Annotated in this window: 23 protein-coding genes and 1 tRNA gene; 12 read left to right on the top strand and 12 right to left on the bottom strand. The window is 74.1% G+C overall.

Going from position 1 to position 22,492, the window contains the following annotated elements; all coding sequences use genetic code 11:
• Nucleotides 1–5 precede the first annotated feature (5 nt).
• From ACFU9E_RS09715 to ACFU9E_RS09705, 3 genes are all read left to right on the top strand, one after another.
• A complete protein-coding gene (locus ACFU9E_RS09715; RefSeq protein WP_380681414.1) occupies nucleotides 6–1,118 on the top strand; it encodes a hypothetical protein in 1,113 nt (370 codons plus the stop codon).
• Nucleotides 1,115–2,413: a histidine kinase gene (locus tag ACFU9E_RS09710; RefSeq protein WP_380681412.1), complete on the top strand. Its 1,299-nt coding sequence runs from the start codon at nucleotides 1,115–1,117 to the stop codon at nucleotides 2,411–2,413. Before ACFU9E_RS09715 ends, ACFU9E_RS09710 begins: the two co-directional genes overlap by 4 nt.
• 86 nt (nucleotides 2,414–2,499) lie before the next feature.
• The gene (locus ACFU9E_RS09705; RefSeq protein WP_380681450.1) at nucleotides 2,500–3,231 is read left to right on the top strand and encodes a response regulator; all 732 of its coding nucleotides are present in this window, start codon (nucleotides 2,500–2,502) and stop codon (nucleotides 3,229–3,231) included.
• A 29-nt stretch (nucleotides 3,232–3,260) separates the two neighbouring features.
• Here the strand turns inward: ACFU9E_RS09705 and ACFU9E_RS09700 are convergent, their stop codons facing one another.
• Entirely contained in the window at nucleotides 3,261–3,632 is a 372-nt protein-coding gene (locus ACFU9E_RS09700; protein ID WP_380681448.1) for a toxin Doc, read from the bottom strand.
• 32 nt (nucleotides 3,633–3,664) lie between these two features.
• The gene (locus tag ACFU9E_RS09695; RefSeq protein ID WP_344322900.1) at nucleotides 3,665–3,877 is read right to left on the bottom strand and encodes a hypothetical protein; all 213 of its coding nucleotides are present in this window, start codon (nucleotides 3,875–3,877) and stop codon (nucleotides 3,665–3,667) included.
• Nucleotides 3,878–4,113: 236 nt separating this feature from the next.
• Between ACFU9E_RS09695 and ACFU9E_RS09690 the strand changes: the two genes are divergently transcribed.
• On the top strand, nucleotides 4,114–5,595 hold the full coding sequence (locus ACFU9E_RS09690; RefSeq protein WP_380681410.1) for a S41 family peptidase: 1,482 nt from the start codon (nucleotides 4,114–4,116) through the stop codon (nucleotides 5,593–5,595).
• A gap of 51 nt (nucleotides 5,596–5,646) precedes the next feature.
• Here the strand turns inward: ACFU9E_RS09690 and ACFU9E_RS09685 are convergent, their stop codons facing one another.
• On the bottom strand, nucleotides 5,647–7,254 hold the full coding sequence (locus ACFU9E_RS09685; protein WP_380681408.1) for an ABC-F family ATP-binding cassette domain-containing protein: 1,608 nt from the start codon (nucleotides 7,252–7,254) through the stop codon (nucleotides 5,647–5,649).
• A gap of 440 nt (nucleotides 7,255–7,694) precedes the next feature.
• Here ACFU9E_RS09685 and ACFU9E_RS09680 point away from each other — a divergent pair, with 440 nt between their 5' ends.
• From ACFU9E_RS09680 to ACFU9E_RS09665, 4 genes are all read left to right on the top strand, one after another.
• A complete protein-coding gene (locus tag ACFU9E_RS09680) occupies nucleotides 7,695–8,984 on the top strand; it encodes a hypothetical protein (RefSeq protein ID WP_380681406.1) in 1,290 nt (429 codons plus the stop codon).
• 109 nt (nucleotides 8,985–9,093) lie between these two features.
• A complete protein-coding gene (locus ACFU9E_RS09675) occupies nucleotides 9,094–10,731 on the top strand; it encodes an ABC-F family ATP-binding cassette domain-containing protein (protein ID WP_380686501.1) in 1,638 nt (545 codons plus the stop codon).
• Nucleotides 10,732–10,809: 78 nt separating this feature from the next.
• Nucleotides 10,810–11,499: a nitroreductase family protein gene (locus tag ACFU9E_RS09670; RefSeq protein ID WP_380686499.1), complete on the top strand. Its 690-nt coding sequence runs from the start codon at nucleotides 10,810–10,812 to the stop codon at nucleotides 11,497–11,499.
• 73 nt (nucleotides 11,500–11,572) lie between these two features.
• Nucleotides 11,573–12,217 (top strand): GNAT family N-acetyltransferase, encoded by a 645-nt coding sequence (locus ACFU9E_RS09665; protein ID WP_380686497.1) that lies wholly within the window; start codon nucleotides 11,573–11,575, stop codon nucleotides 12,215–12,217.
• Between the two features lie 46 nt (nucleotides 12,218–12,263).
• Here the strand turns inward: ACFU9E_RS09665 and ACFU9E_RS09660 are convergent, their stop codons facing one another.
• Nucleotides 12,264–13,220, bottom strand: coding sequence for an aldo/keto reductase (locus ACFU9E_RS09660; protein ID WP_380686495.1), 957 nt, complete (start codon nucleotides 13,218–13,220; stop codon nucleotides 12,264–12,266).
• Between the two features lie 90 nt (nucleotides 13,221–13,310).
• The gene (locus tag ACFU9E_RS09655) at nucleotides 13,311–13,976 is read right to left on the bottom strand and encodes a GDSL-type esterase/lipase family protein (protein WP_380686493.1); all 666 of its coding nucleotides are present in this window, start codon (nucleotides 13,974–13,976) and stop codon (nucleotides 13,311–13,313) included.
• A 206-nt stretch (nucleotides 13,977–14,182) separates the two neighbouring features.
• On the opposite strand from ACFU9E_RS09655, the gene ACFU9E_RS09650 reads away from it, so the two are divergent.
• Entirely contained in the window at nucleotides 14,183–15,706 is a 1,524-nt protein-coding gene (locus tag ACFU9E_RS09650) for a carbohydrate binding domain-containing protein (protein ID WP_380686491.1), read from the top strand.
• A 157-nt stretch (nucleotides 15,707–15,863) separates the two neighbouring features.
• Nucleotides 15,864–15,930, top strand: a tRNA-Gly gene (locus tag ACFU9E_RS09645).
• 95 nt (nucleotides 15,931–16,025) lie between these two features.
• On the opposite strand, the gene ACFU9E_RS09640 is transcribed toward ACFU9E_RS09645, so the two are convergent.
• The 3 genes from ACFU9E_RS09640 to ACFU9E_RS09630 form a co-directional block, all read right to left on the bottom strand.
• Entirely contained in the window at nucleotides 16,026–16,871 is an 846-nt protein-coding gene (locus ACFU9E_RS09640; protein WP_380686489.1) for a hypothetical protein, read from the bottom strand.
• A 51-nt stretch (nucleotides 16,872–16,922) separates the two neighbouring features.
• On the bottom strand, nucleotides 16,923–17,234 hold the full coding sequence (locus ACFU9E_RS09635; RefSeq protein ID WP_380714881.1) for a DUF6191 domain-containing protein: 312 nt from the start codon (nucleotides 17,232–17,234) through the stop codon (nucleotides 16,923–16,925).
• Between the two features lie 91 nt (nucleotides 17,235–17,325).
• Nucleotides 17,326–18,408: a restriction endonuclease gene (locus tag ACFU9E_RS09630; protein ID WP_380714879.1), complete on the bottom strand. Its 1,083-nt coding sequence runs from the start codon at nucleotides 18,406–18,408 to the stop codon at nucleotides 17,326–17,328.
• Between the two features lie 129 nt (nucleotides 18,409–18,537).
• Between ACFU9E_RS09630 and cutA the strand changes: the two genes are divergently transcribed.
• Complete coding sequence (cutA, locus tag ACFU9E_RS09625; protein ID WP_380689916.1) at nucleotides 18,538–18,870, top strand: divalent-cation tolerance protein CutA; 333 nt, start codon at nucleotides 18,538–18,540, stop codon at nucleotides 18,868–18,870.
• Nucleotides 18,871–18,985: 115 nt separating this feature from the next.
• Here cutA and ACFU9E_RS09620 read toward each other — a convergent pair whose 3' ends face one another.
• The 4 genes from ACFU9E_RS09620 to ACFU9E_RS09605 all read right to left on the bottom strand — a co-directional run bounded on the left by ACFU9E_RS09620 (nucleotide 18,986) and on the right by ACFU9E_RS09605 (nucleotide 21,900).
• The gene (locus ACFU9E_RS09620) at nucleotides 18,986–19,444 is read right to left on the bottom strand and encodes a hypothetical protein (RefSeq protein WP_380689914.1); all 459 of its coding nucleotides are present in this window, start codon (nucleotides 19,442–19,444) and stop codon (nucleotides 18,986–18,988) included.
• A complete protein-coding gene (locus ACFU9E_RS09615; RefSeq protein WP_380689912.1) occupies nucleotides 19,441–19,875 on the bottom strand; it encodes a MarR family winged helix-turn-helix transcriptional regulator in 435 nt (144 codons plus the stop codon). The genes ACFU9E_RS09620 and ACFU9E_RS09615 overlap by 4 nt, the downstream gene beginning before the upstream one ends.
• Before the next feature lie 169 nt (nucleotides 19,876–20,044).
• On the bottom strand, nucleotides 20,045–21,277 hold the full coding sequence (locus ACFU9E_RS09610; protein ID WP_380686607.1) for a GNAT family N-acetyltransferase: 1,233 nt from the start codon (nucleotides 21,275–21,277) through the stop codon (nucleotides 20,045–20,047).
• Nucleotides 21,278–21,384: 107 nt separating this feature from the next.
• Nucleotides 21,385–21,900 (bottom strand): VanZ family protein, encoded by a 516-nt coding sequence (locus ACFU9E_RS09605; RefSeq protein ID WP_380686609.1) that lies wholly within the window; start codon nucleotides 21,898–21,900, stop codon nucleotides 21,385–21,387.
• 136 nt (nucleotides 21,901–22,036) lie between these two features.
• On the opposite strand from ACFU9E_RS09605, the gene ACFU9E_RS09600 reads away from it, so the two are divergent.
• Nucleotides 22,037–22,480, top strand: coding sequence for a hypothetical protein (locus tag ACFU9E_RS09600; protein ID WP_380686611.1), 444 nt, complete (start codon nucleotides 22,037–22,039; stop codon nucleotides 22,478–22,480).
• Nucleotides 22,481–22,492: the final 12 nt, after the last annotated feature.

Raw genomic sequence — 22,492 nt, 5'->3', positions numbered from 1 at the left:
GGGGCATGACCTCGACGTTTCCGCTCCTCCCCGCCGCCCCGCCCGCACCCGCCGCGCCCGTACCCGCCCCCGTCGGCCGGGTGCGGACCGCCGCCGCCTGGACGGCCGTCGCGGCGACCGTGCCGTACCTCACCCTCAAGCTGCTCTGGCTCACCGGCCACCCGGTCGGGGCCGGGGACGCCGACGCCATGGACGACCTGTGGCTCCTCAACCTGCTCACCTTCGGCATGGACGCCATCGCCGTCGTCCTGGCGCTCGCGTTCGTCCGGCCGTGGGGGCGGCGCGCGCCGGCCGGGCTGCTGGCCTTCCCGATGTGGGTCGCGACCGGGCTGCTCGGCACCATCCTGGTCGCCCTGCCGCTCTTCCTGCTGTCCTCGCTGGTGCTCGGACCGGAGGCCGCGAGGCCCGGAAGCGACGAAGGGCCGAGCGGCTGGGTGTTCACCGTGGTGTACGGCGGCTTCGCCGTCCAGGGGCTGGCGCTGATCACCGGGTTCCTGCTGTACGCCCGGGAGCGCTGGGCCGGGCTGCTGCGCCGCGACCGGATCGGCGACCTGCCGCACTCCCCCACGCTGACCACCCAGCGGGCCTTCGCCCGCGTCGCCGCGCTGCTCGCCGCCGGGGTCGCGGCGGCCCGGCTGTACTGGGCCTTCGGCGGGGGCGCCGGGCTGCCGGTGACCTGGCAGGAGCAGCGCGGCCGGAGCGTGGCGATCATGGACGCGGTGACGGCCGTGATGGCGGTGGCCGCGGTGGCGGCGCTGCTGGTGCTGGTGTTCCGGCTCCGGCCGGGGTGGCGGCTGCGCGGGCCGCTGGCGGTGGTGTGGACGGCGGCCGGGTCGGTGTTCGCCTGGGGCTCCTGGCAGTTGGTGGCGTTCGGGACGTCCGTCACGGCCCCCGCCGACCCGCGCAAGGCGGTGCCGGGGCTGCTGCCGCTGGTGGAGTCGGCGCAGGTGGTGACCGGGCTGCTGGTGCTGGCCGTGGGCGCGGTCGCGCTGGTCGAGCGGGCCGCGGCGGGCGCCGTCCGGGACACCGTCCGGGACACCGCCTGGGCCGCGGCGGCCGGCCCGGCCGCCGGAATCCCCGAGGCCCCCGGCGGCGCTGACGTAGAGTCTGGGAAATGATCACGGGGGCGGGTCGGGAGCCGGACGGGAGCGGTGGCGCGCTGCGGCGGGCCGCGGGTGCGCTGTTCGGGCGGCGGGCCCGGCTGCGCTGGGTGCACCTGGTGCTCGGCGGCGCGCTGCTGATGCCGTACTGGATGCTGGCGACGGTCGCGCTGGGCGCGCTGGATCCGCGCAAGGGCTCGCTGCTGCAACTGCTGCTCTACTTCGCCGCGCTCGCCGTCTCGCTCCCGATGGCCGCCGTCACCGCCCTGGTCCCGATCGTCCGGGCGCTGGAGGGCGCGGCGGCCCTGGCGCTGTGCACGCCCCGGCGGGCGGCGGAGGTGGTCACCGGCCCGGCCCGGTCCTGGGCGGCCCGGCGGCGGACGGCCGCGTGGTTCGTGCTGCACCTGCTGTTCGGCGGCGTGGTCAGCGGGATGACGCTGGCCGGTGCGCCGTTCGCGGTGGTGCTGATCCTGCGCCCGACCGGCTTCGAGAAGGCGGTGCGGTTCTGGGAGGACCGGGGTGTGCCCGGCTGGCTGCCCGGTCCGCTGCTCGGCGTCGCGCTGCTGGCGCTGATCGTCGGCACCAGCGCCGGCCTGGGCGGGCTGCTGGCGCGGTGGGCGCCGGTCCTGCTCGGCCCGACCCCGGACGAGCGGCTGGCCACCGCCGAACGGCGGGCCGCCGTGCTCGCCCAGCGCAACCGGCTGGCCCGTGAGCTGCACGACTCGGTCGGCCACGCGCTGAGCGCCGTCGGCATCCAGGCCTCGGCCGCCGCCCGGGTGCTGCGCTCCGACCCGGAGTTCGCGGCGGAGGCGCTGGCCGCCATCGAGGAGACCGCGCGCGGCGCCGTCGCCGAACTGGACGCGGTGCTGGGGCTGCTGCGCGAGGAGGACGGCGACGCGGCCGGGCCCGCCGGACCGACCCTCGGCGGGCTGGACGACCTGCTGCGCCAGCTGGCCCGCACCGGGCTGGCGGTGGACGCCGAGCTGGCCCCCGGGCTGGACCGGCTGCCGGCCGCGTTCTCCCGCGAGGCCTACCGGATCGTCCAGGAGGGCCTGACCAACGTCCTGCGGCACGCCGGCCCGGGCGGTTCCGCGCCCGCGCGGCTGCGGGTCGCCCCGGCCGGCGGGCGGCTGGAGATCGAACTGACCAACCCGCTCGGGCGGTCGCGACCCAGCCGGCCCGGCGGCGGGCGCGGGCTGCGCGGGATCGGCGAACGCGCGGCGGCGCTGCGCGGCGGCTGCGAGGCCGGGCCGGCGGACGACGGGACGACGTGGCGGCTGGCCGTCTGGCTGCCGGTGGGAGGAGCGCGGTGAACGACGGGAGCGCGGTGAACGACGGGGGCACGGTGAACGACAGGAACGCGGTGAACGACGGGAGCGCGGTGAGCGACGGGGGCGCGGTGAGCAACAGCGGGAACGTCGCGGAGGCCCCGGGGGCCGCGGCCGACGGTCCGGTCCGGGTGGTGATCGCCGACGACGAGCGGCTGGTGCGCACGGGTCTGCGGGTGGTGATCGACGCCGAGCCGGACCTCACCGTCGTCGGCGAGGCGGCCGACGGCGCCGAGGTGGTGCCGCTGGTGCGCGAACTGCGGCCGGACGTGGTGCTGATGGACGTCCGGATGCCGGGGATCGACGGCATCCGGGCCACCGAGCAGCTGGTCGGCGGGATGGCCGACCCGCCCCGGATCCTGGTGGTCACCACCTTCGAGCACGACGACCACGTGTACGACGCGCTGCGGGCGGGGGCCGCCGGATTCCTGCTGAAGCGGGCGCGGGCCGAGGAGATGGTGCAGGCGGTACGGCTGATCGCGCGCGGCGACTCGCTGCTGTTCCCGGCGGCCGTACGCGAACTGGCCCTGCGGTACGCGGCCCCGGGCGGCGGGCCGGGCACCGCGCGGACCGGCCGCCAGACGTCCGACCGGGGCCCGATCGGGCGGCTGACCGGGCGGGAGGCGGAGGTGCTGCGGCTGATGGCGGTCGGGCTCAACAACGGGGAGATCGCCGCGGAGCTCGTGGTCAGCCAGGAGACGGTCAAGACCCACGTCGGCGGTGTGCTGGCCAAGCTGGGCGCGCGGGACCGCACCCAGGCGGTGATCGCGGCGTACGAGTCGGGCTTCGTGCTGCCGGGCTGACCGTGGAGCGGGCGGGCGTGGACCGGTGCTCAGATCCGCCAGTCGCGGATCCGGTCGGCCGCCGCGAACACGTCCGCCCGCCCCTCGGCGATGTCCCGGGCCAGCTCCACCAGCGCCCCGTACGGCGGGTCGATGCCCTCCCCGGCCGCGTGCATGTATGCCGCCGTCGTCATGCAGGCGTACAGGTTGTTGCGCACCGGGAGCGGCCGCAGCAGCACGATCGTGTGCATCAGGGTGGCCGCGCACCAGGCCGGATCGGCGTCGTGGCCCAGCTGCGCGGTGTTCACCCGGTGCCGGGCGACGGCCGCCTGCAGCGCCGAGTAGTCCCGCACGCTGAGGTCCTCCGGCGAGGCCAGCTCCTGGACGTCGAGCAGCCAGCGCAGATCGACCCGCAGCAGCATCATCGCGGCACCCTCATCGCTCCCGCCCCCGCTCAGGCGGCCGGCGCGTCCTCCGGGAACTCCCGGTCGAACTCCTCGCGGTGCGCGTTCCAGAACGCCACCGCGTGGGAGACGAACACCCGGCGCTGCTGCTCCCGCACACTCAGGTCGTGCACATAGGCCTTGACGCTCTTGCCGTCGGCGGCGGCCGCCTCGCGGATGGCGGCGAGCTCGTGCTCCGTGTACTCGATGTTGAGTGCTGGCATGGCGCCGATGGTACTGGAGCGCAAGGGAGTTGGACACCGAGCCGGCGCCCCCGAGGCCGCCCCGGGCGGGTGTACGCCGCCGGTCGGATCCGGCCCCCGCCGGTGTACCTCCCTGGTCGGGGTACGGACCGCTCCACAGGCTGACGTGCGGTGGCCGGACCGCTCCGTACCGTCAACTCATGGGCGGCGGAGGGGTTCCGCGGGGGAGGCCCGGACCTGGAGGCACAGGACACGGCATGGGTATCGGACACAGGACATCGATGGCCAGGGCGGCGGGCGTCGTGGCGGTCGCGCTCGCGCTCACGGCGGGGACGGCGGGCGCGGCCGGGGCGGTCGGGGCGGTCGGCGGCGCGCCGGACGGGGACGGCGCGACGGGGCGGCCGGGCGTCAACCGGCTGGAGGGCGTCTGGCAGGCGGACGGGTACAGCACGATCATCGAGATCCACGGGACCACCTTCCGCACCTACGACGTGACCCGGATCAGCTGCACCCCGGGCTTCCTGAGCGGCACGCAGGTCGGCACGCCCGGGCCCGGCGGCGCCGTTCGCTACGGCCGGGCGGGCAAGGGGTACGCGGAGCTGACGCTCACTCCCCAGGGGCGCAACCGGGCGGTGTACCGGGAGGACTCCGCCGCCGGGACCAGGAACCTGTCCCGGCTGCCCGGCGGCCTGCCGGCCCAGTGCACGCGGCCGGCGCCGCAGGACGCGCTCGCGGTCTTCGACCGGTTCTGGGCGAACTTCGAGGAGAACTACCCCTTCTTCGCCGCCAAGGGCATCGACTGGCAGGCCAGGGGCGCGCAGGCGCGGGCAGGGATCACCCCGCAGACCGACACCGACACGCTCCAGGGAATCCTCGCCGGCCTCCTGGAACCGCTCGGCGACGCGCACACCGCGCTGGGGCGCAAGCGCGCCGACGGCGGGTACGGCCTGGTCTTCGGCGGACAGCGCCCGGGCACCCAGGATCCCGACGACGAGACCCGGGAGCAGGCGGGCCGGGCGGTCGCCGCCCAGCTCGTCGCCCCCGAGCAGACCTTCGGCCGTGGCCGGCTGGGTGTCGGCGAACTCCCGGGCGGCATCGGCTACCTGCGGGTGAGCGCCTTCGACGGGTACGTGGCCGACGCTCCCCACCAGGCCAAGGAGGCCGAACTGGACCGGGCGCTGGACGCCCTGCTGGCCCACCCCGACCGGCTGAACGGCCTGGTGATCGACCTGCGGCTGAACGGCGGCGGATCGGACGCGCTGGGGCTGCGGATCGCCTCCCGGCTCACCGACCGGCCGTTCCTCGCCTACCGCAAGGTGGCGCGCAACGACCCGGCCGACCCGACCGCCTTCACCCGCCCGGACCCGATCACCGTCCGGCCCGCCGCCGGGGCCACCCGCTACACCGGGCCGATCGCCCTGCTCACGGCCGGCTCGACGGTGAGCGCGGGCGAGACCTTCACCCAGGCGATGGCCGAACGGCGCCCGGCGCCGGTACGGATCGGCGAGAACACCCAGGGTGTCTTCTCCGACGTCATGATCAAACTGATCTCCGACAACCTGCTCATCGGCCTGCCGAACGAGAAGTTCCTCACCCGCGACGGCAGCACCTTCGACGGCCCGGGCATCCCGCCGGACGTCCGCACCCCGGTCTTCACCCCGGAGGAGCTGGCCGGGCTGAAGGACTCCGCCCTGACCGAGGCCCGGCGGCTGCTCACCGCCGGGGCCGGCCCGAGCTGACCGCCGCGCCGGAGCGCCGGTGCTGCATCGGCGGTGCCGCACCGACCGGCGCTACATCGGCTCCACCGCCCTCAGCGCGCCGTCCAGCTCCAGCCAGCGGGTGACGCCCAGGCCGCGCAGGAACGGCACGTCGTGGCTGGCCACGATCAGCGCCCCCTGGTAGGCGGCGAGCGCCTGGGTGAGCTGGCGGACGCTGGCCAGGTCGAGGTTGTTGGTCGGCTCGTCGAGCAGCAGCAGCTGCGGCGGCGGGTCGGCCAGCAGCAGCGCCGCCAGGGTGGCCCGGAACCGCTCGCCGCCGGAGAGCGTGCCGGCCGGCTGGTCGGCCCGCCCGCCGCGGAACAGGAACCGGGCCAACCGGGCCCGGACCGCGTTGTCCCCCGCGCCGGGCGCGAACAGCTTGACGTTGCCCACGACGGACAGCCCGTCGTCGAGCAGGTCGAGCCGCTGCGGGAGGTGGCGCAGCGGCACCGGGGTGACGACCTCGCCCTCCAGCGGGGCGAGTTCACCGGCGATGGTGCGCAGCAGGGTGGACTTGCCCGCGCCGTTGCGGCCGATCAGGGCGATCCGCTCGGGCCCGCGCAGGTCGAGGTCGGCGGTGATGCCGTACGGCAGCCGGACCTTGTCCAGGGTGAGCACGGTGCGCCCGGCCGGCACGGCGGTGCGGGGCAGGTCGATCCGGATCTCCGCGTCGTCCCGGACGGCCTCCTCGGCGACGGTCAGCTTGCGCTTGGCCTCCTCCAGCCGCTCGGTGTGCATGCCCTGGAGCCGGCCGGCGGTCTCCTGGCCCTGGCGTTTGAGCTTGCCGGCGAAGATGTGCGGATCGTTGCGGGTGACCGAACGCTTCCTGCCGTAACTTGCGCTGCGTTCCAGCCGCATCCGGGCCTCGGCGAGGTCCCGCTTCTGGCGGTGGACGTCGGCCTCGGCGGTGCGCAGCAGCCGCTCGGCGGTCTCCTGCTGGGCGGCGACGGTGCGCTCGTACTCGGCGAAGTTGCCGCCGTACCAGGTGACCTGACCGTCCCTCAGTTCGGCGATCTGGTCGACGTGCTGGAGCAGTTCGCGGTCGTGGCTGACGATCACCATCACACCGCCCCAGCCGGCCACCGTCTCGTAGAGCCGCTGCCGGGCGGAGCGGTCCAGGTTGTTGGTCGGCTCGTCGAGCAGCAGGACGTCGGGGCGGCGCAGCAGCAGGGCGGCCAGCCGCAGCAGGACGGCCTCGCCGCCGGAGAGTTCGCCGGTGGTGCGGTCGAGGTCGAGCCGGTGCAGACCGAGCCGGTCGAGCAGGGCGCGGGCGCGCTCCTCGACGTCCCAGTCGTCGCCGACCGCGTCGAAGTGGCGCTGGTCGGTGGAGCCGGTCTCGATGGCGTGCAGGGCCTCGCGGGCGGCCCGGACGCCGAGCGCCTCGTCGACCCGCAGGCCGGTGTCCAGGGTGAGGCCCTGCGGCAGGTAGCCGATCTCGCCGGCCGCCCTGACGACGCCCGAGGTGGGGGTGAGTTCACCCGCCAGCAGGCGCAGCAGGGTGGACTTGCCCGCGCCGTTGAGCCCGATCAGCCCGGTGCGGCCGGGGCCGACGGCGAGGTGGAAGCCGTCGAGGACGGGCCTGCCGTCCGGCCACTCGAAGGAGAGGTCGGTGCAGAGCAGTGAGGTGGTGGGTTGTGCCATGGAAAGCCTCCCGAAGGTCGCCGACGTGGTCGTGGAGCAACACGGGGAGACACCGCGGGTGCGGGTGGGGACCGGGAGGGGAGGGCCCGGGGTCGTCAGAAGGACGGGGGACGCCGGGCAGGCTCACCACTGAGGTCGGGCACGCGCACACTCACGGACCGCGGGCAGCGACATGGCTGCGATGCGGCGGGGGCGGTGTCTCGGGACCTCAGTAGATCAATGGCCTTCTCCTGTTCTGGCGACTGGCAGGCATCACGCTACGGACGGCCCCCGAGGCGTGCAACCGGTTTTCTCGGTGCCGATCACGTGCCGATCCGGTGACGGCCGCGTCCCGGAACGGTCCGGGGACGGGGGTCGTCCGCGGCGCATGGCAGACTCCTCCTCTGCCACCCGCTCGACACTCGCGGCCGTGGCGTGCATTCACAGGGGGAACAGAACAGATGTCACCGATATCCCGGGCGACGCGTGCCGCGCTGGGCGCTTCCGTCGTCGCGCTGACCATGGTCGTCGCGACCGCGTGCGGTCCGGACAACAGCGACCCGGTCGCCGACCCGTCCGGCGCGCAGACCGCCGCGACCACCGCGGCCACCGCGGGCTCCACCGGCAAGCCGGGCGGTCTGCCGCCGATCAAGCTGCCGACCGCCGACGAGCTCAAGAAGTGGAGCTTCGACGACTGGGACAAGTGGGCCCAACAGAACGTCATCACCCCGGCGGTCAAGGGCTTCTGGGACCTCCAGAAGATCCTCAAGGCCAAGCCGGCCAAGCCGGGCCCGGGCAACCAGCCCACCGGTCAGCCCACCGCGCAACCGACCGCACAGCCGACGTCGGCGGCCCCGACGGACCGGCCGACCAGCGCCGCGCCCGCCCAGCCGGGCGGCACCGGCGGTGCGACCGGCGGCACGGGCGGCACCGGCGGCACCGGCGGCGGCCAGAACGACCCGCAGCCCAAGCTCGTCGAGATGAAGCCCGTCGCCCACCCGTACGCCAAGCCGGCCCACGTCAACGGCAAGCTGTTCTTCCAGGACGGCAACCAGGACTACGTCTGCTCCGGCACCGTCGTCTCCGACCCGGCCAACCCGGGGAAGAGCAACCTGGTCTGGACGGCCAGCCACTGCCTGCACGGCGGCAAGGGCGGCAAGTACCACACCAACATCACCTTCGCCCCGGCCTTCAACAGCACCGGCGCGGTCAGCGGCGGCAAGCAGGGCTCGCTCGCCGAGGCCGAGCCGTACGGCGAGTGGGGCGCCGTCGCGGGCATGGTCGCCCCGCAGTGGACGGCCGAGGCCGACCCGGAGAACGGCGGCCCGTGGAGCCAGTACGACTTCGGCATCCTCAGGGTGGCCAACCCGGACGGCAGCGCCAAGTCGCTGGAGGAGGTCGTCGGCGGCTCGGTGCCGGTCTGGTTCAACGCCCCGCGCGAGCAGATCGCCACGGTGAGCACCTACGGCTACCCGGCCGGCAAGCCCTTCGACGGCATGGAGCTGGAGCACTGCGAGGCCGGCAAGCCGGCCCGCCGCTCGATGGACCCGGCCCGCCCGACCATGCTGATGACCGGCTGCAACGGCACCGGCGGCGACAGCGGCGGCGGCTGGTTCACCACCAAGGACGGCAGGCAGGTCCTGGTGTCGGACACCTCCATCGGCGGCTTCGACAACACCTGGGAGGCCGGCCCGTACCTGGACGACGTCGCCCAGCACGCGCTGGACTACTTCTCCAGGAAGAACAAGTGACCCCGGTCACGGCCTGACCCGCTCCGCCCTCCCCGCCGGGGGCGGCGGCACCCCCGCGTGCCGCCGCCCCCGGCGGCGTCCGTGCCCGCCCGCCTAGAATCGGGGCATCATGAGCGCCACACTCGTCGTCAAGGACCTCGCCGCCGGCCACGGCGAGCGCACCCTCTTCTCCGGCCTGGACCTGGTCGTCGCCCCCGGTGACGTGATCGGCCTGGTCGGCGTCAACGGAGCCGGCAAGTCCACCCTGCTGCGCCTGCTGGCCGGACTGGACGCCCCGGAGGGCGGTTCGGTGCGGCTCAGCCCGGCCACCGCCAACGTCGGCCACCTCCCGCAGGAGCCGGAGCGCCGCCCGGAGGAGTCGGTCCGCGACTTCCTGGCCCGCCGCACCGGGGTGGCCGCCGCGCAGGCCGCGCTGGACGAGGCCACCCAGGGCCTGGTGGACGGCGTGCCCGGCGCCGACGACGCCTACGCGGTGAACCTGGACCGCTGGCTGGACCTCGGCGGCGCCGACCTGGAGGAGCGGGCCGAGGAGGTCGCCGACTCGCTCGGCCTCAAGGTCTCCCTGGACCTGCCGATGACGGCCCTGTCCGGCGGCCAGGCGGCCCGGGCCGGCCTGGCCTCGCTGCTGCTCTCCCGCTACGACGTCTTCCTGCTCGACGAGCCCACCAACGACCTCGACCTGGACGGCCTGGAGCGGCTGGAGGCCTTCGTCAAGGGCCTGCGCGCGGGCACCGTGGTGATCAGCCACGACCGCGAGTTCCTGGCCCGCACCGTCACCAAGGTGCTGGAGCTGGACCTGCACCAGGGGCAGGTCAACCTCTACGGCGGCGGCTACGAGGCGTACCTGGAGGAGCGCGCGACCGCCCGCCGGCACGCCCGCGAGGAGTACGAGGAGTACGCCGACACCAAGGCGGGCCTGGAGGCCCGGGCCCGGATGCAGCGCGGCTGGATGGAGAACGGCGTGCGCAACGCGCGCCGCAAGTCCAGCGACAACGACAAGATCGGGCGTGCGATGCGCACCGAGTCCACCGAGAAGCAGGCCGCCAAGGCCCGCCAGACGCAGCGGATGATCGAGCGCCTCGACGTGGTCGAGGAGCCGCGCAAGGAGTGGGAGCTGCGGATGGAGATCGCCACCGCGCCGCGCTCCGGCTCGGTGGTCGCCACCCTGCGCGGGGCCACCGCCCGGCGCGGCGACTTCACGCTCGGCCCGGTCGACCTGCAGATCGACTGGGCGGACCGGGTGGCCATCACCGGCGCCAACGGCGCGGGCAAGTCCACCCTGCTGGCCGCCCTGCTGGGCCGGCTCGAACTCGACGGGGGCAGCGCCGCGCTGGGCTCCGGCGTGGTCGTCGGCGAGGTGGACCAGGCCCGCGGGCTGTTCCTCGGCGGGGAGCCGCTGCTGGAGGCGTTCGCCGCCGCCGTCCCGGAGCTCGCGCCGGAGGAGGTGCGCACCCTGTTGGCCAAGTTCGGCCTGAAGGCGGTGCACGTGCTCCGCCCGGCGGACACCCTCTCCCCCGGCGAGCGCACCAGGGCGGCGCTGGCGCTGCTCCAGGCTCGCGGGGTGAACCTGCTGGTGCTGGACGAGCCCACCAACCACCTGGACCTGCCCGCGATCGAGCAGTTGGAGTCGGCGCTCGGCTCGTACACCGGCACGCTGCTGCTGGTCACCCACGACCGGCGGATGCTGGACACCGTCGCGGTGAACCGGCGGATCGAGGTCGGCGGCGGCCGGGTCCGCGAACTGTAGCCGGGGAGACGGCGGCGGGCCGGGAGGGGAGGTCCAGACCTCTTCCCCGGCCCGCCGTCATGTGCTGTGCTGTCGCCCATGGTTGACAGCACAGCGCTCGACAGCGCGGTGGCAGACGTGTCCTACCCGACCGTCCCGCTCACCCCCATGACCGTGCCCGCCCACGAGGCCGAGGCCCGCAGCAAGGCATTCCACGACGTGATGGACCAGCGCCGGACCGTCCGCGACTACTCGACGCGCCCGATCCCGGACGGCGTCGTCGAGTGGGCCGTCCGCACCGCCAACACCGCGCCGAGCGGCGCGCACGTGCAGCCCTGGCGGTTCGTGGTGATCACCGATCCGGAGCGCAAGCGCCTGCTGCGGGAGGCCGCCGAGGCCGAGGAGCGCGAGTTCTACGCGCACCGGGCCTCCGAGGAGTGGCTGGCCGCACTGGCGCCGATCGGCACCGACTGGCACAAGCCGTTCCTGGAGGACGCGCCGGCCGTGATCGTCGTCTTCGAGGTGCACAAGGGCCCCAACTCGCCGCGTCCGTACTACACCAAGGAGTCGGTGGGGATCGCCGTCGGCCTGCTGCTCGCCTCGCTGCACCAGGCGGGACTGGCGACGCTGACCCACACGCCGAGCCCGATGAAGTTCCTCAACGAGGTGTGCGAACGGCCGCAGGAGGAACGGGCCGCGTACGTCATTCCGGTGGGTTACCCCGCCGAGGGGGCGCGCGTGCCGGACCTGCGGCGCAAGGAGCTCGACGAGGTGCTGATCCGGCTCTGACGCGCCCCCGACGCGGCCGGCGCGCGGCGGCGGCCGGTGGTGACAGGTACAGGACGTCGACATAATCGCCGTCATGGACCACGTCATGCCGCCGCCGCGCGGGGGCGCCTCCGCGCCCGGCGTGCCGGCCCTCGGCGCGCCCGCCCCCGGCCGGCCGCCCGAACTGCTGCGGCCGGCCGACGGGATCACCCTGCGGCGGCGCTCCCCGGCCCAGGCCCCCGCGCTCAACGCCGCCGTCCGGGCCAACCTGGAGCACCTGCGCCCCTGGATGGAGTGGGCCGCCGAGGCGCCCACCCCCGCCCGGACCGCCGCACTCGCCGCGGCCGGCGTCGCCGCCTGGGACGCCGGCACCGACTTCATCTACCTGGCCGCCCTGGACGCCGAACCGGGCCGGGTGATCGGCTCGTTCGGCCTGCACCGCAGGATCGGCCCGGGCGCGCTGGAGATCGGCTACTGGGTGAGCGCCGAGCACGGCCGCCGCGGCATCGCCACCGCCGCCGCCCGGTCGGTCACCGCGGCGGCACTCGCCCTGCCCGGGATCCGCCGGGTCGAGCTCCACTGCGACCCGGCCAACACCGCCAGCGGCGCGGTGGCCCGCCGGCTCGGCTTCCGGCTCGACCGGGTGGTCGACGCGCCGGTCCGGGCGCCGGGCGAGACCGGGCGCGAGCAGGTCTGGATCCAGGAGCGCCACCCGCCCGGCCCGTGCGCCGTCTGGTGAAGGTACCGAGGGTGCCGGGCCCCCAGGACCTGCGGGGTCCGGACGGTCAGTACCGCTCGCCGGTCGCCGCCGGCAGCGCGTCCAGCTCGGCGAGGTCGGCCGGCGAGAGCACCAGATCGGCCGCCGCCGCGTTCTCCTCCAGGTACTTCGGCGTCCTGGTCCCCGGGATCGGCAGCACGTACCGCCCCTGCGCCAGCACCCAGGCGAGCGCCACCTGCGCGGGCGTCGCACCGTGCCGCGCCGCGACCTCCCGCACCCGCTCCACCAGCGCCAGGTTGGCCTTCAGCGCCTCCTGCTGGAAGCGCGGCAGCTGCCGGCGGAAGTCGTCCGCCGGCAGCTCGTCGAACGAGGCGATGCCGCCGGTCAGAAAGCCCCGGCCGAGCGGGGAGAACGGCAGGAACGCGATCCCCTGCTCCTCGGTGTAGGGCAGCACCTCGGCGAGCGAGTCCCGGGTCCAGAGCGACAGCTCGTTCTGCACCGAGGCCACCGGGTGCACGGCCTGCGCGCGCCCGATCTCCTCGACGGTCACCTCGGAGAGACCGATCCGCCGCGCCTTTCCGGCCGCCACCGCCTCGGCGAGCGCGCCCCAGGACTCCTCGACCGGCACCTCCGGGTCGATCCGGTGCAGCTGGTACAGGTCGACGTGGTCGGTGCCGAGCCGGCGCAGGCTGTCGTCGATCGCCCGGCGGATGTGCTCCGGCCGCCCGTTGCGCAGCACCCGCTCCTCGTCGTTGCCCGGCACCAGGCCCACCTTGGTGGCCAGCACCGCGCGCTCCCGGTACGGCCCGGCCAGCGCGGCGCCGACCACCTCCTCGTTGGTGTACGGCCCGTAGATGTCGGAGGTGTCGATCAGCGTGACGCCGAGGTCCAGCGCCTGCCGGATCACCCGCACCGACTTGTCGTCGTCGCGGTTGTGCACGTCGTAGGCCCAGGTCATCCCCATGCAGCCGAGGCCGACGACCCCGACCTCGGGACCCTCGCTGCCGAGCGTGGCGTTGCGCATGACGGTACTCCTCACTGGTGCCGGCCCGGCGTGGCGCCGACCGCGGTCGGATCAACTCAACGGGGAACAGCCTCTCCCTTCGAGTGCGCTCTAGGTCAAGCCCGTTCCCGCCACCGGGTGACGCCGCGCCAGCCAGTCCCGGAACCCTCCCCCCAGCACCAGGTCCGCGAGCCGCCGGTACCCGCCCGCCCCCGGGTGCGCGCCGTCCCCGGCCAGCGCCTCCGCCGCCCAGACCCGGTCCGCCGCCAGCTCCCGGGTCACGCCGACGAACGGCACCCCGCGCCCGGCGCAGATCCCGGCGATCCCGTCGGCCAGCGCCAGCACCCGCTCCAGGTGCGGCGCGCCCGCGCCGACCACCGGCGGCGGGCCCACCACCAGCGGCGCGAGGCCGCGCTCGCGCGCCCCGTCCAGCAGCGCCGCCACGTTGGCCAGGCACGCCTCCGGCGCGACCCGCACCCGGCCGCCCTCCTCCACCGCGTCGTTGCTGCCCACCGACAGCACCAGCCGGTTGTCCGCACCGGGCAGCGCCCGGACCGCCGCCTCACCCCGGCAGCGGGCCAGCACGTCCGCCGAAGTGCTGCGCCGCACGCCCAGGTTGAACGCCGTCACCGCGTCCGGCCGCGCCGCGAGATCCGCCCAGCAGTCCGCCATCACCCGGCCCACCCAGCCCCGGAACTCCGGGTCCCCGACGCCCTGGGTGAACGAGTCGCCGACGAAGACGATCCGCAGGTCCCTGCCATTCAAGTCCTTGGTCACAGCGGAACCTTAAGGTCCGCGTAAGCCTTGCCATGACGTGCCTTTGATGCACGGGAGGTTCTTGACGTGCCCAGGTGGTCTAGTCCAGGTTGATGCTCAGCACCGCGCAACTCCCCCACCGGACCACCCCTCCACCGCCGCCCGCCCCGCGTCTCCTCCCCCCGCGCGGGCCGGGCGGCGGCCCCCGTCCACCGAGAGGCACCCCCATGCCACGCGCGCCCCACGACACCGCTGCCCGGCACCGCCGCCCGGTCCTCCGCACCAAGGTGCTCGGCCTCACCGCCGCCGTCGTCCTGGCCGGCGGCGGCCTCGCCACGATGGCCGGGAACGCCGGCGCCGCCGACGGCAACCTGCTCGGCAACCCCGGGTTCGAGAGCGGCTCGCTGGGCGCCTGGAGCTGTACCGGAACGGCCGGCAGCGTGGTCGACTCCGGCGCGCACGGCGGCTCGTACGCGCTGCGCGGCGAGGTCTCCAGCGCGGACACCGCGCAGTGCGGCCAGAGCGTCACGGTGCGGCCCAACACCACGTACACGCTGAGCGCCTGGGTCCAGGGCCAGTACGTGTACCTCGGCGCGACCGGCAGCGGCGTCACCGACCCGGCCGTCTGGACGCCCGGCGGCTCCGGCTGGCAGCAGCTGACCTCCACCTTCACCACCGGCGCGGCCACCACCAGCGTCAACGTCTACCTGCACGGCTGGTACGGGCAGGGCGCCTACCTCGCCGACGACGTCACGCTCACCGGCCCCGGCGGCAACCCGAGCACCCCGCCGCCCACCACCACGCCCCCGACCACCACACCGCCCACCACCACGCCGCCGACCGGCGGGCCGACCACCCCCGCGCCGAACGTCGCCCTCCCGGTCGCCCCGTACATCGACATGGGCGCCTGGCCCACCCCGTCGATGCCCGCGATGGCCAAGTCCGGCAACCTCAAGGGCTTCACCATGGGCTTCGTCACCGCCGTGGGCTGCAAGGCCAGCTGGTTCAACGCCTACGACCCGCGCACCGGCTGGGCCAAGGACCAGATCGACGCGCTGCGCGCGGCCGGCGGCGACGTCAAGCTCTCCTTCGGCGGCGCCAGCGGCACCGAACTCGCCGCCGCCTGCACCAGCGTCGACTCCCTGTTCGCCGAGTACGACGCCGTGGTGAACGCCTACGACCTGCGCTACGTCGACTTCGACATCGAGGGCGCCGCGATCGCCGACACCGTCGCCAACGACCGCCGCTCCGCCGCCCTCGCCAAGCTGCAGAAGGCCCACCCCGGCCTCAAGGTCTCCTTCACCCTGCCGGTCCTGCCCGAGGGCCTGACCACCGAGGGCATCGCCATCGTCCGCTCCGCCCGGGACGCGGGCCTGGACGTCGACGTCGTCAACGTCATGGCGATGGACTACTACCGCACCGGCACCGACTACGGCGACGCCGCCGTCCAGGCCGCGCAGTCCCTGTACGGCCAGCTCAAGGCGCTGTACCCGGCCAAGAGCGACGCCCAGCTGTGGGCGACGGTCGGGGTCACCCCGATGCTCGGCGAGAACGACGACCACCAGATCTACAACCAGGCCGACGCCCAGCAGCTGGTCGCCTTCGCCCGGCAGCACCACCTCGGCGTGCTGGCCTTCTGGGACGCCACCCGGGACGCCAACGCCTGCACCGGCGGCGGCCTCTTCAAGTGCACCAACATCCCGCAGCAGCCGTACGAGTTCGCGAAGATCTTCGCCCAGTACGCCGGCTGAGCCCCGGCACCCGCCGAGCCCTGACAAGCCCTGACACTCGCTGAGTACCGGGCACCGGACGGCGCCGACGGCCCCCTTTCCCGGGGGGTCGCCGGCGCCGCCGCAATTCGCGCGCGCGTTCCCCGCCGGTCGACTACAGTCCCGGTCAATGCCCAGGGGCAGCGCAGAGGCAGGCGCACCGCCTTGCCAAGGCGGACACGTCGGTTCGAATCCGGGCGAGGCCGGGTCCCCCGTCTCCGGCGTCTTCCTCAAGGACTACCGTGAGGCCGCCTGGTGACCCTGCCGCCGGACCGGTGGTGACCCCGCCGCCGTCCAGGCGCTACGCCGGGGCGGTGATCCGCTCCACCGGGCCGAACTCGCGGAAGGTCCCGTGGATGCGCATCGGGACGCCCTTCAGCTCGGTCTTCCGGTCGAAGCGGACGGTACGCCCCTGGGCGTCGATCCACTGGTCGAGGTGGAAGCTCGTGACGCCCTTGCCCTTGAGGATCTTGTAGCTCTCGGGCTCCACCGCCTTCATCCGCTCCAGGTCGACGGTGCCGGCGAGGTGGAAGCACGGGGTGCCCTCGCAGTCCTCCATCCCCTGGCGGGCGGACCGGCCGAGGTCCAGCAGCGCCTTGGCGTAGCCGTGGTAGTCGGCGATCCGGTCGCCGAGCGGGGACTTCCGCCAGCTGCTTCCGCTCTTGATGTAGGTGGTGCCGTCGTCGGTCACGACGGTGGTCGGGCCGCTGTCGGTGGCGCCGCCGACGACGTCGTCGCCGCCCGCGCTCATGGATTCGCTGAGCCGGCCGGAGCGGACGGGCCCGTTGAGGTTGACCCGGCCCTTGGTGACGGCGCTGAGCGGGCCGCCCTCGGTCGTGAAGTCCTGGGTGGCCGCGTACGGCGTCTTCTCCGCCAGCGCGAGCGCCTTCTCCGGGTCGATCGCCCCGCCCACCGTCGTGGCGGTGGCGGTGGGCGTTGTGGTGACGGTGGGCGTCGACGTCGGCGTCTCGACGGCGGTGGGCGTCGGCGTGGCGGTCGGCGCGGCCTCGGGCGTGCCGGTCACCGACGCGGACGACGACGCGGACGACGGGGCGGACGCGGCCGGCGCCGCATCGTCGTTGCAGCCCACCAGGCCGACGAGGGAGACCGCCGCAGCGGCGACAGCAAAGACAGTGGAACGACGCATGGTCAGGAGAACCCCCCGGTCGAACAAAGAGACGGGGCGCATCCTGACACATCATCTGGTCCGTGGTCGAACTGTTTTCCCCCGGCCCCGGACCATCGCGACGCCCGCGTCCAGGTCGACCCCCGCCCCGGGCGGGGCGCCGGCGTGCTCGTCGTCCCGCAGGACCAGCCGAGCCTGGCGCTGTTCGATCTGAACGCGTTTGTTGGCGTTGAAGAACGCGTGCAGTTCCTCGACCGCCGTCATACCGAGGCCGCCCGCAACCGTCCCGGCGCGCGACCTCCTCCGGCGTCCGCTCCGGACCGCCGCCACCGCGAACAGCGCGGTCACCAGCGCCGCCACCACCAGGGCCACCGTCACCACCATGCCCGGCCCAACGAGCGTGCCGCACACGATCGTTCCGACCGCCCGCCGCGCAGGAAGTCGGACCCGCCGACTTCCTGCGCGGGCCGCCGAACTACGCCACCGGCTCCTCGTCCGCGACCTCCAGGCCGTAGGCGACGACCGCCTGCCGCAGGCCACCCGGGTACCCGGCCAGGGCGGGAGTGAAGTCCCAGTTGCCGGCGTCGTCACGGTCGAAGCGGCCGAGCCGCATCGCGATGTTGGACTCCGCCCCGTCCGCCAGGTGCACGATCGCCGCGTCCTGGTCGGCGCCCGCTTCGAGGATCAGCGCCGGCCCGCCGAACCCGGCCATGGTGGCGTCGGGGTGGTTCTCGGTGTCGGCGGCGGCGATGATGACCAGCCGGTCGGCCTCGGCGGGGAGCGCCTCGAAGTCGACCATCAAGCAGGCGTTGGCGTCGTCGTAGCCGGTGACCAGACGGACGGAACCGTCCGGCGTCGAGGCGTTGTTGTAAAAAACGAGATGGTCGTCGGAGAGCGCCCGGTTGCCCTGGCAGACCAGGGCGGCGATGTCGTAATCCTCCTCCCCGGTCCAGTGCAGCAGCAGCCGGGACGGCTCGGCGGCCACCTCGATCGCCGGCTGCTGCTCGCCCCCGGCACCCGCGGCCTCCTCGTAGGCCGGTGCGAAGATCTCGTGGAACCCGTGGTGCTTCAGCAGACCGACCAGCTCGGCGCCGTTGATCAGCGTGATCGGCTTGCCGGACACGAACTGGTGCGAGCTGGGCCCGAACTTGCTGGTCGTCACCAACACGGCCTTCGTCGCGGCCCCGTCGTGCTGCAGCGTGCCGTAGAGGTCCCGGACCGCCGACGGCGTCACCGTGTCCCGGTACCGCTTGACCTGCACGATCACGTTCCCGCCCCGGAACGGGTCGGTGTCGATGCCCCGGACGTCCACCCCGCCGTCCTTGGACCGGGCCGTGAGCTCGACCTTCATGCCCATGGACTCCATCAGCCGGGCGATCAGCCCCTCGAACTCGATCGGGTCCATCTCCAGCAGGAGCTGGAGTTCGCGCACCCGCCGCGCCATCCGGCCGCGGTTCGCATTGGTGTCGTCACGCAGATGCCGGAACAGCATGCGCTGCGCACGGCGCTCGGCGGTGTCGGGGTTGCTGAGGCGGTGGAGCTTGCGGCTCCGGGACATAGGTACTCCCTCGAACGCACCCGACCGACAGATCGTCAGGTGCGTGTCATAAACGGCGACTTCAGAACGGCTTGGGTGTGTCCCCCGCTGGGTAAGTGAGTAGGTTACCGCCGCTCATAGGCTTTCGGCATGACGACGAACAACAGCGACCTTCTTGTGATGACCACGACCCACGACGACGAGGCGAAGGCCCGCGCCCTGGCCACCGCCGCGGTACGGGCCCGGCTCGCGGCCTGCGCGCAGGTGTACCGGATCCAGTCCGTCTACTGGTGGGAGGGCGAGGTCCAGGACACGGCCGAGTGGCGGATCGACTTCAAGACCCGCGCCGAACTCGCCGACGCCCTCACCGGGTTCATCGACGAGCACCACGACTACGACACCCCCGAGGTCGTCGCCGTCACGGTGGCGGCCGGGAGCCCCGCGTACCTGGAGTGGGTACGGGCGGAGACCGCCGAGCGATGAGCGCCTGCTCCCGCGCCGGGTTCCGGCGACTTCCTGCGGCGCGCCACTGCCCGGCGGTCGCGAACGGGCCGATCGCGGGCACGTCCCGCGCCGGCCCGGCCGCACGGCCCGGCGCCTATTCCTCCGGAGAGTCCCGCCGGTCAGCGCCGTCCCGCCAAGGGAACGGGGCGAGGTCGGGCTCGACCCAGCTGGTCCTCGCCTGCGCGCCGGCCAGCGTCGCCGGCCGGTAGAAGCGGGTCAGCAGTTGCTTGTCGAGCAGCTCGGGGTGGCGGTCCGCGAACGCGGTGAAGTCGCCTTCGCCGGGTTCGGTCGCGTGGTGCCCGACCAGTTCCACCCAGGCACGGCTGATGGTCGCGTGGTACTTCTCGGGCGCACCCGCGTTGCGGGCGGTGCGCCGGATCCCGTCGCCGACCACACCGACCGCGGCGGGCACGCCGTACTCCCGCACGGCCAGCCACGTCAGATGGACGTGCTCGCGGTGGCCGAACCGCCCGGCGGTCGCCATCGCCTCCGCCATCAACGCTTCGAAGGTGGGCGCGTCGGCGACCTGCGGTCGGGGCTCGCGCAGGGTCATGAGGACACCTCTGTCAGGGCTTGCAGGGCGGTGCGCAGGGCGACAACAGCGTCGTCGGGCAGGTTGCCGAGCGCGCGGCGTTCCAAGTCGGCGATGGCCTGGTGGATCGTGGTGGCAGCCACCCGCCCGGAGGGGGTGAGTGCGATGAGCACCGCCCGGCGGTCTCCCGGGCGGGTGCCTCGGGTGATGTGACCGCGCCGCTCCAGCCGGTCCAGCACGCTGGTCAGCGTGGTGGGGCGGGTGCCGACGGCCGCGCCCAGTTCGGAGACGGTTCGCCCACGGCCGTCGGCAAGGTTGGCCAGCGCATTGATCTCGGAGGCGGTCAGGTCCAGGTCGACCAGTTCTGCGGCGAGCACCTGGAGGGTGGCATGGGTGGCCCGCTGGAGCGCCAGCAGGGCGGACCAGTCGGATGGTACGGATTCGGATTTCACGATTTCGAACTGTACGATTTCGTACAATACGCCGCAAGTCGGGGCCACCAGCCACCGACGCCCCCGACAGCCGGCAGGCCTTCCTCACCTACGCCACCACCACCGAGGCCTGAAGCAGAAACGGCCCGCCGCTCCGAGGGCGGAGCGGCGGGCCGTCGGCTTTCCCCTGTCAGAACCAGTGGAGGGCGTGCGGGGCGCGGTCGGTGCGGAAGAGGGTGTCGGCGAGGGCGGCGGCGTCCGGGTGGTGGGCGCGGATGTGGCCGGCGCGGATCAGGGTGCTGGGGGTGGTGCCGCCGAGGTAGATGGACCCCAGGTCGCTGACGTCGAGCGAGAGGTCGGGCTCGCGGTCGGTCGGGACGCACTCGGCCTTGCCGTCGCGGACGGTCAGCAGGTAGCGGTTGTGCTCGCCGAGGAACGCGTCCGCCACGTCGAGGACGAGCTCGCCGTCGGCGAACCACCCGCGCGCGGTCAGGGCGCGGGGGACGTCCAGCAGGCGCACCCAGAGCCAGTCCGTCTCGTCGGTCACCTCGCCCGCGCGGAAGTCGGCGAGCTGCCAGCGCAGCGGGTGATCGGTCGGGAGGTGCTTGAACACGATCTTGGTCATCAGGTCGTGTTGCAGCACGTACCGGGCCAGGGCCGTGAAGGCGGCATCGTCGACGGCTATGGTCTCGTCGACGGTCAGGGTGAGCGTCTTGGTCACGTGGTCGTAGTCGCCCCGCGAGTAGCTCGCGTACCCGTCCGGTACGCCGTCGGCATCGCGGTGGACGGCGACGTAGCGCGGCGCCGGGGCGATGGGCGGCTGCCCCGCCCGCAGGGCCCACCAGTGGTGCGGCCGCGACACCGCGCCGGGCTGCGTGCGCCGGTACCGGTCGTAGACCTCCTCCATGAGGTCGACGCACTCGGCCCGCCGCAGCACCTCGACCGTGCCGGTGTCCGCGGCGCCGCCCGCCCGCGGGGCGGCGAGGTCCGAGCGGTGGCGCGGCACCGTCAGCCGCCGGGTGTACGTCGCCGGGCCGTAGCCGAAGCGGCGGTAGATGACGGCCTCGGAGGCCAGCAGTACCGAGAGGAACTCCCCCCGCTCCCGAAGCTCCGCAAGCTGGTGCCGCATCATCCCGGTGAGCACGCCCTGGCGCCTATGGGTGGGCAGCACGCCGACGGCGGTCACCCCGGCGACCGGGACGACGGCGCCACCGGGCAGGGTGAGTTCGAAGGAGTACGCGCCGGCCGTGCCGATCGGCTTCCCGTCGTCCGCCACCGCCAGCACGCCCCGGTCCAGCTCCATGGCCGCCCACCAGACCCCGCCGCCGTCCTCGGCCGGTGTGTCCGGGGCCAGCCCGAACGGGACGAGGAGGGTTTCGACGAAGACGTCACGGTCCTGCTCGGTGGTGGAACGGATCTCCATGGGTACAGCGGCCTCCCCTGGTCACGGCACCACCGCACGTGGTGCCCGCCACAGTGCAACTCCCCCGGACGCCCGGGTCAAGCGATTTTCGCGCCCGCCCCGGGTCCTCACGCGTAGCGGAGGGCGGGGCGGGAGAGGAGGCCGAGGAGGGTGCCGAGGGCCAGGCCGAGCAGGGAGTCGAGAACGTCCTGGGCATCGCAGGCGCGGCCCAGGGCGGGTACGGCGTACTGGGCGGCCTCCAGGGCGAAGGGGAGCGCGGCGGCACCGACGAGCACGGCGGCGTCCCGGCGGCGGGAGCCGGCCAGGGCGGCGGCCAGACCGATCGGGGCGAACATCAGGATCGCGAGGTCGGCCTGCCGCGAGCCGAACCACTCCCCCGGCGGCCGCAGGTGGAGGCCGCCGAACGAGCAGTGCCGGACGACGCCCGCCCAGAAGGCGTCCTCCCGGAGCGGGCGCGGGTGCGCCGGCAACAGGGTCAGCGTGGCCACCACGCCGAGGGCGAGCAGCAGGAGGAAGCCCACCGCCCAGTGCGTGCGCAGCAGCCGCCCGACCGGGCGGTTGAGCAGCGCCGCCGGGACGAGGGAGGCGAGCAGTCCGGGCCAGAACATCGGTAGCCCGTTCAACACGGATTTGATCACGCCCGCACGGACGCCGCCGACGCCCGCGCGGTTCTCCCCGGCGCACCGTCCGCCCTCGACCGATCCTTGAACTGGCGCACTGTTAGAGTCAGTTGGAATTCCGACCAAGGGGGTCAATCGCATGAAGCTCCGTCCGGCGGCAGTCGTCGTGGGCGTCGCGGCCACCGTGCTGATCGTCGTCGCGTTCCGGCCGGCCGCGAGCCGGCCCGAGCCTCCCCGGCCCGGTGGAGCGCGCGACGCCCACGCGCCCTCCGCCATGCCGTCCGCGCCCGGCGCCGAGGACGGCTCCGCCGCCTTCACCCGGTGGGTCGAGCAGCACGGCACCGAGGAGCAGCGGACAGCCGTCCTGGGCCACGTCACCAGGCTCAACCGGGCCGTGCAGCAGGACGACCACGTCAACACCTACCTGGCCACCGACTTCCCCGAGAACGTCGACGCCCGGACGCGCACCATCATCCGCGCCTACCTGAACTGGGCCGGGCCGGACGACCCCGCCCGGATGCTCGTCCTCTACAACGCCACCGGCTCGGTGATGGGCGCGGTCCGCGTCGCCGACTGGAGCTGACGCCCGGGACGC

The organism is Kitasatospora sp. NPDC057595 (assembly GCF_042800875.1).
In the GTDB taxonomy this organism is placed as follows: domain Bacteria; phylum Actinomycetota; class Actinomycetes; order Streptomycetales; family Streptomycetaceae; genus Kitasatospora.
Note: the sequence above shows the minus strand (reverse complement) of the source record. Positions and strands in the feature narration are given on the sequence as shown.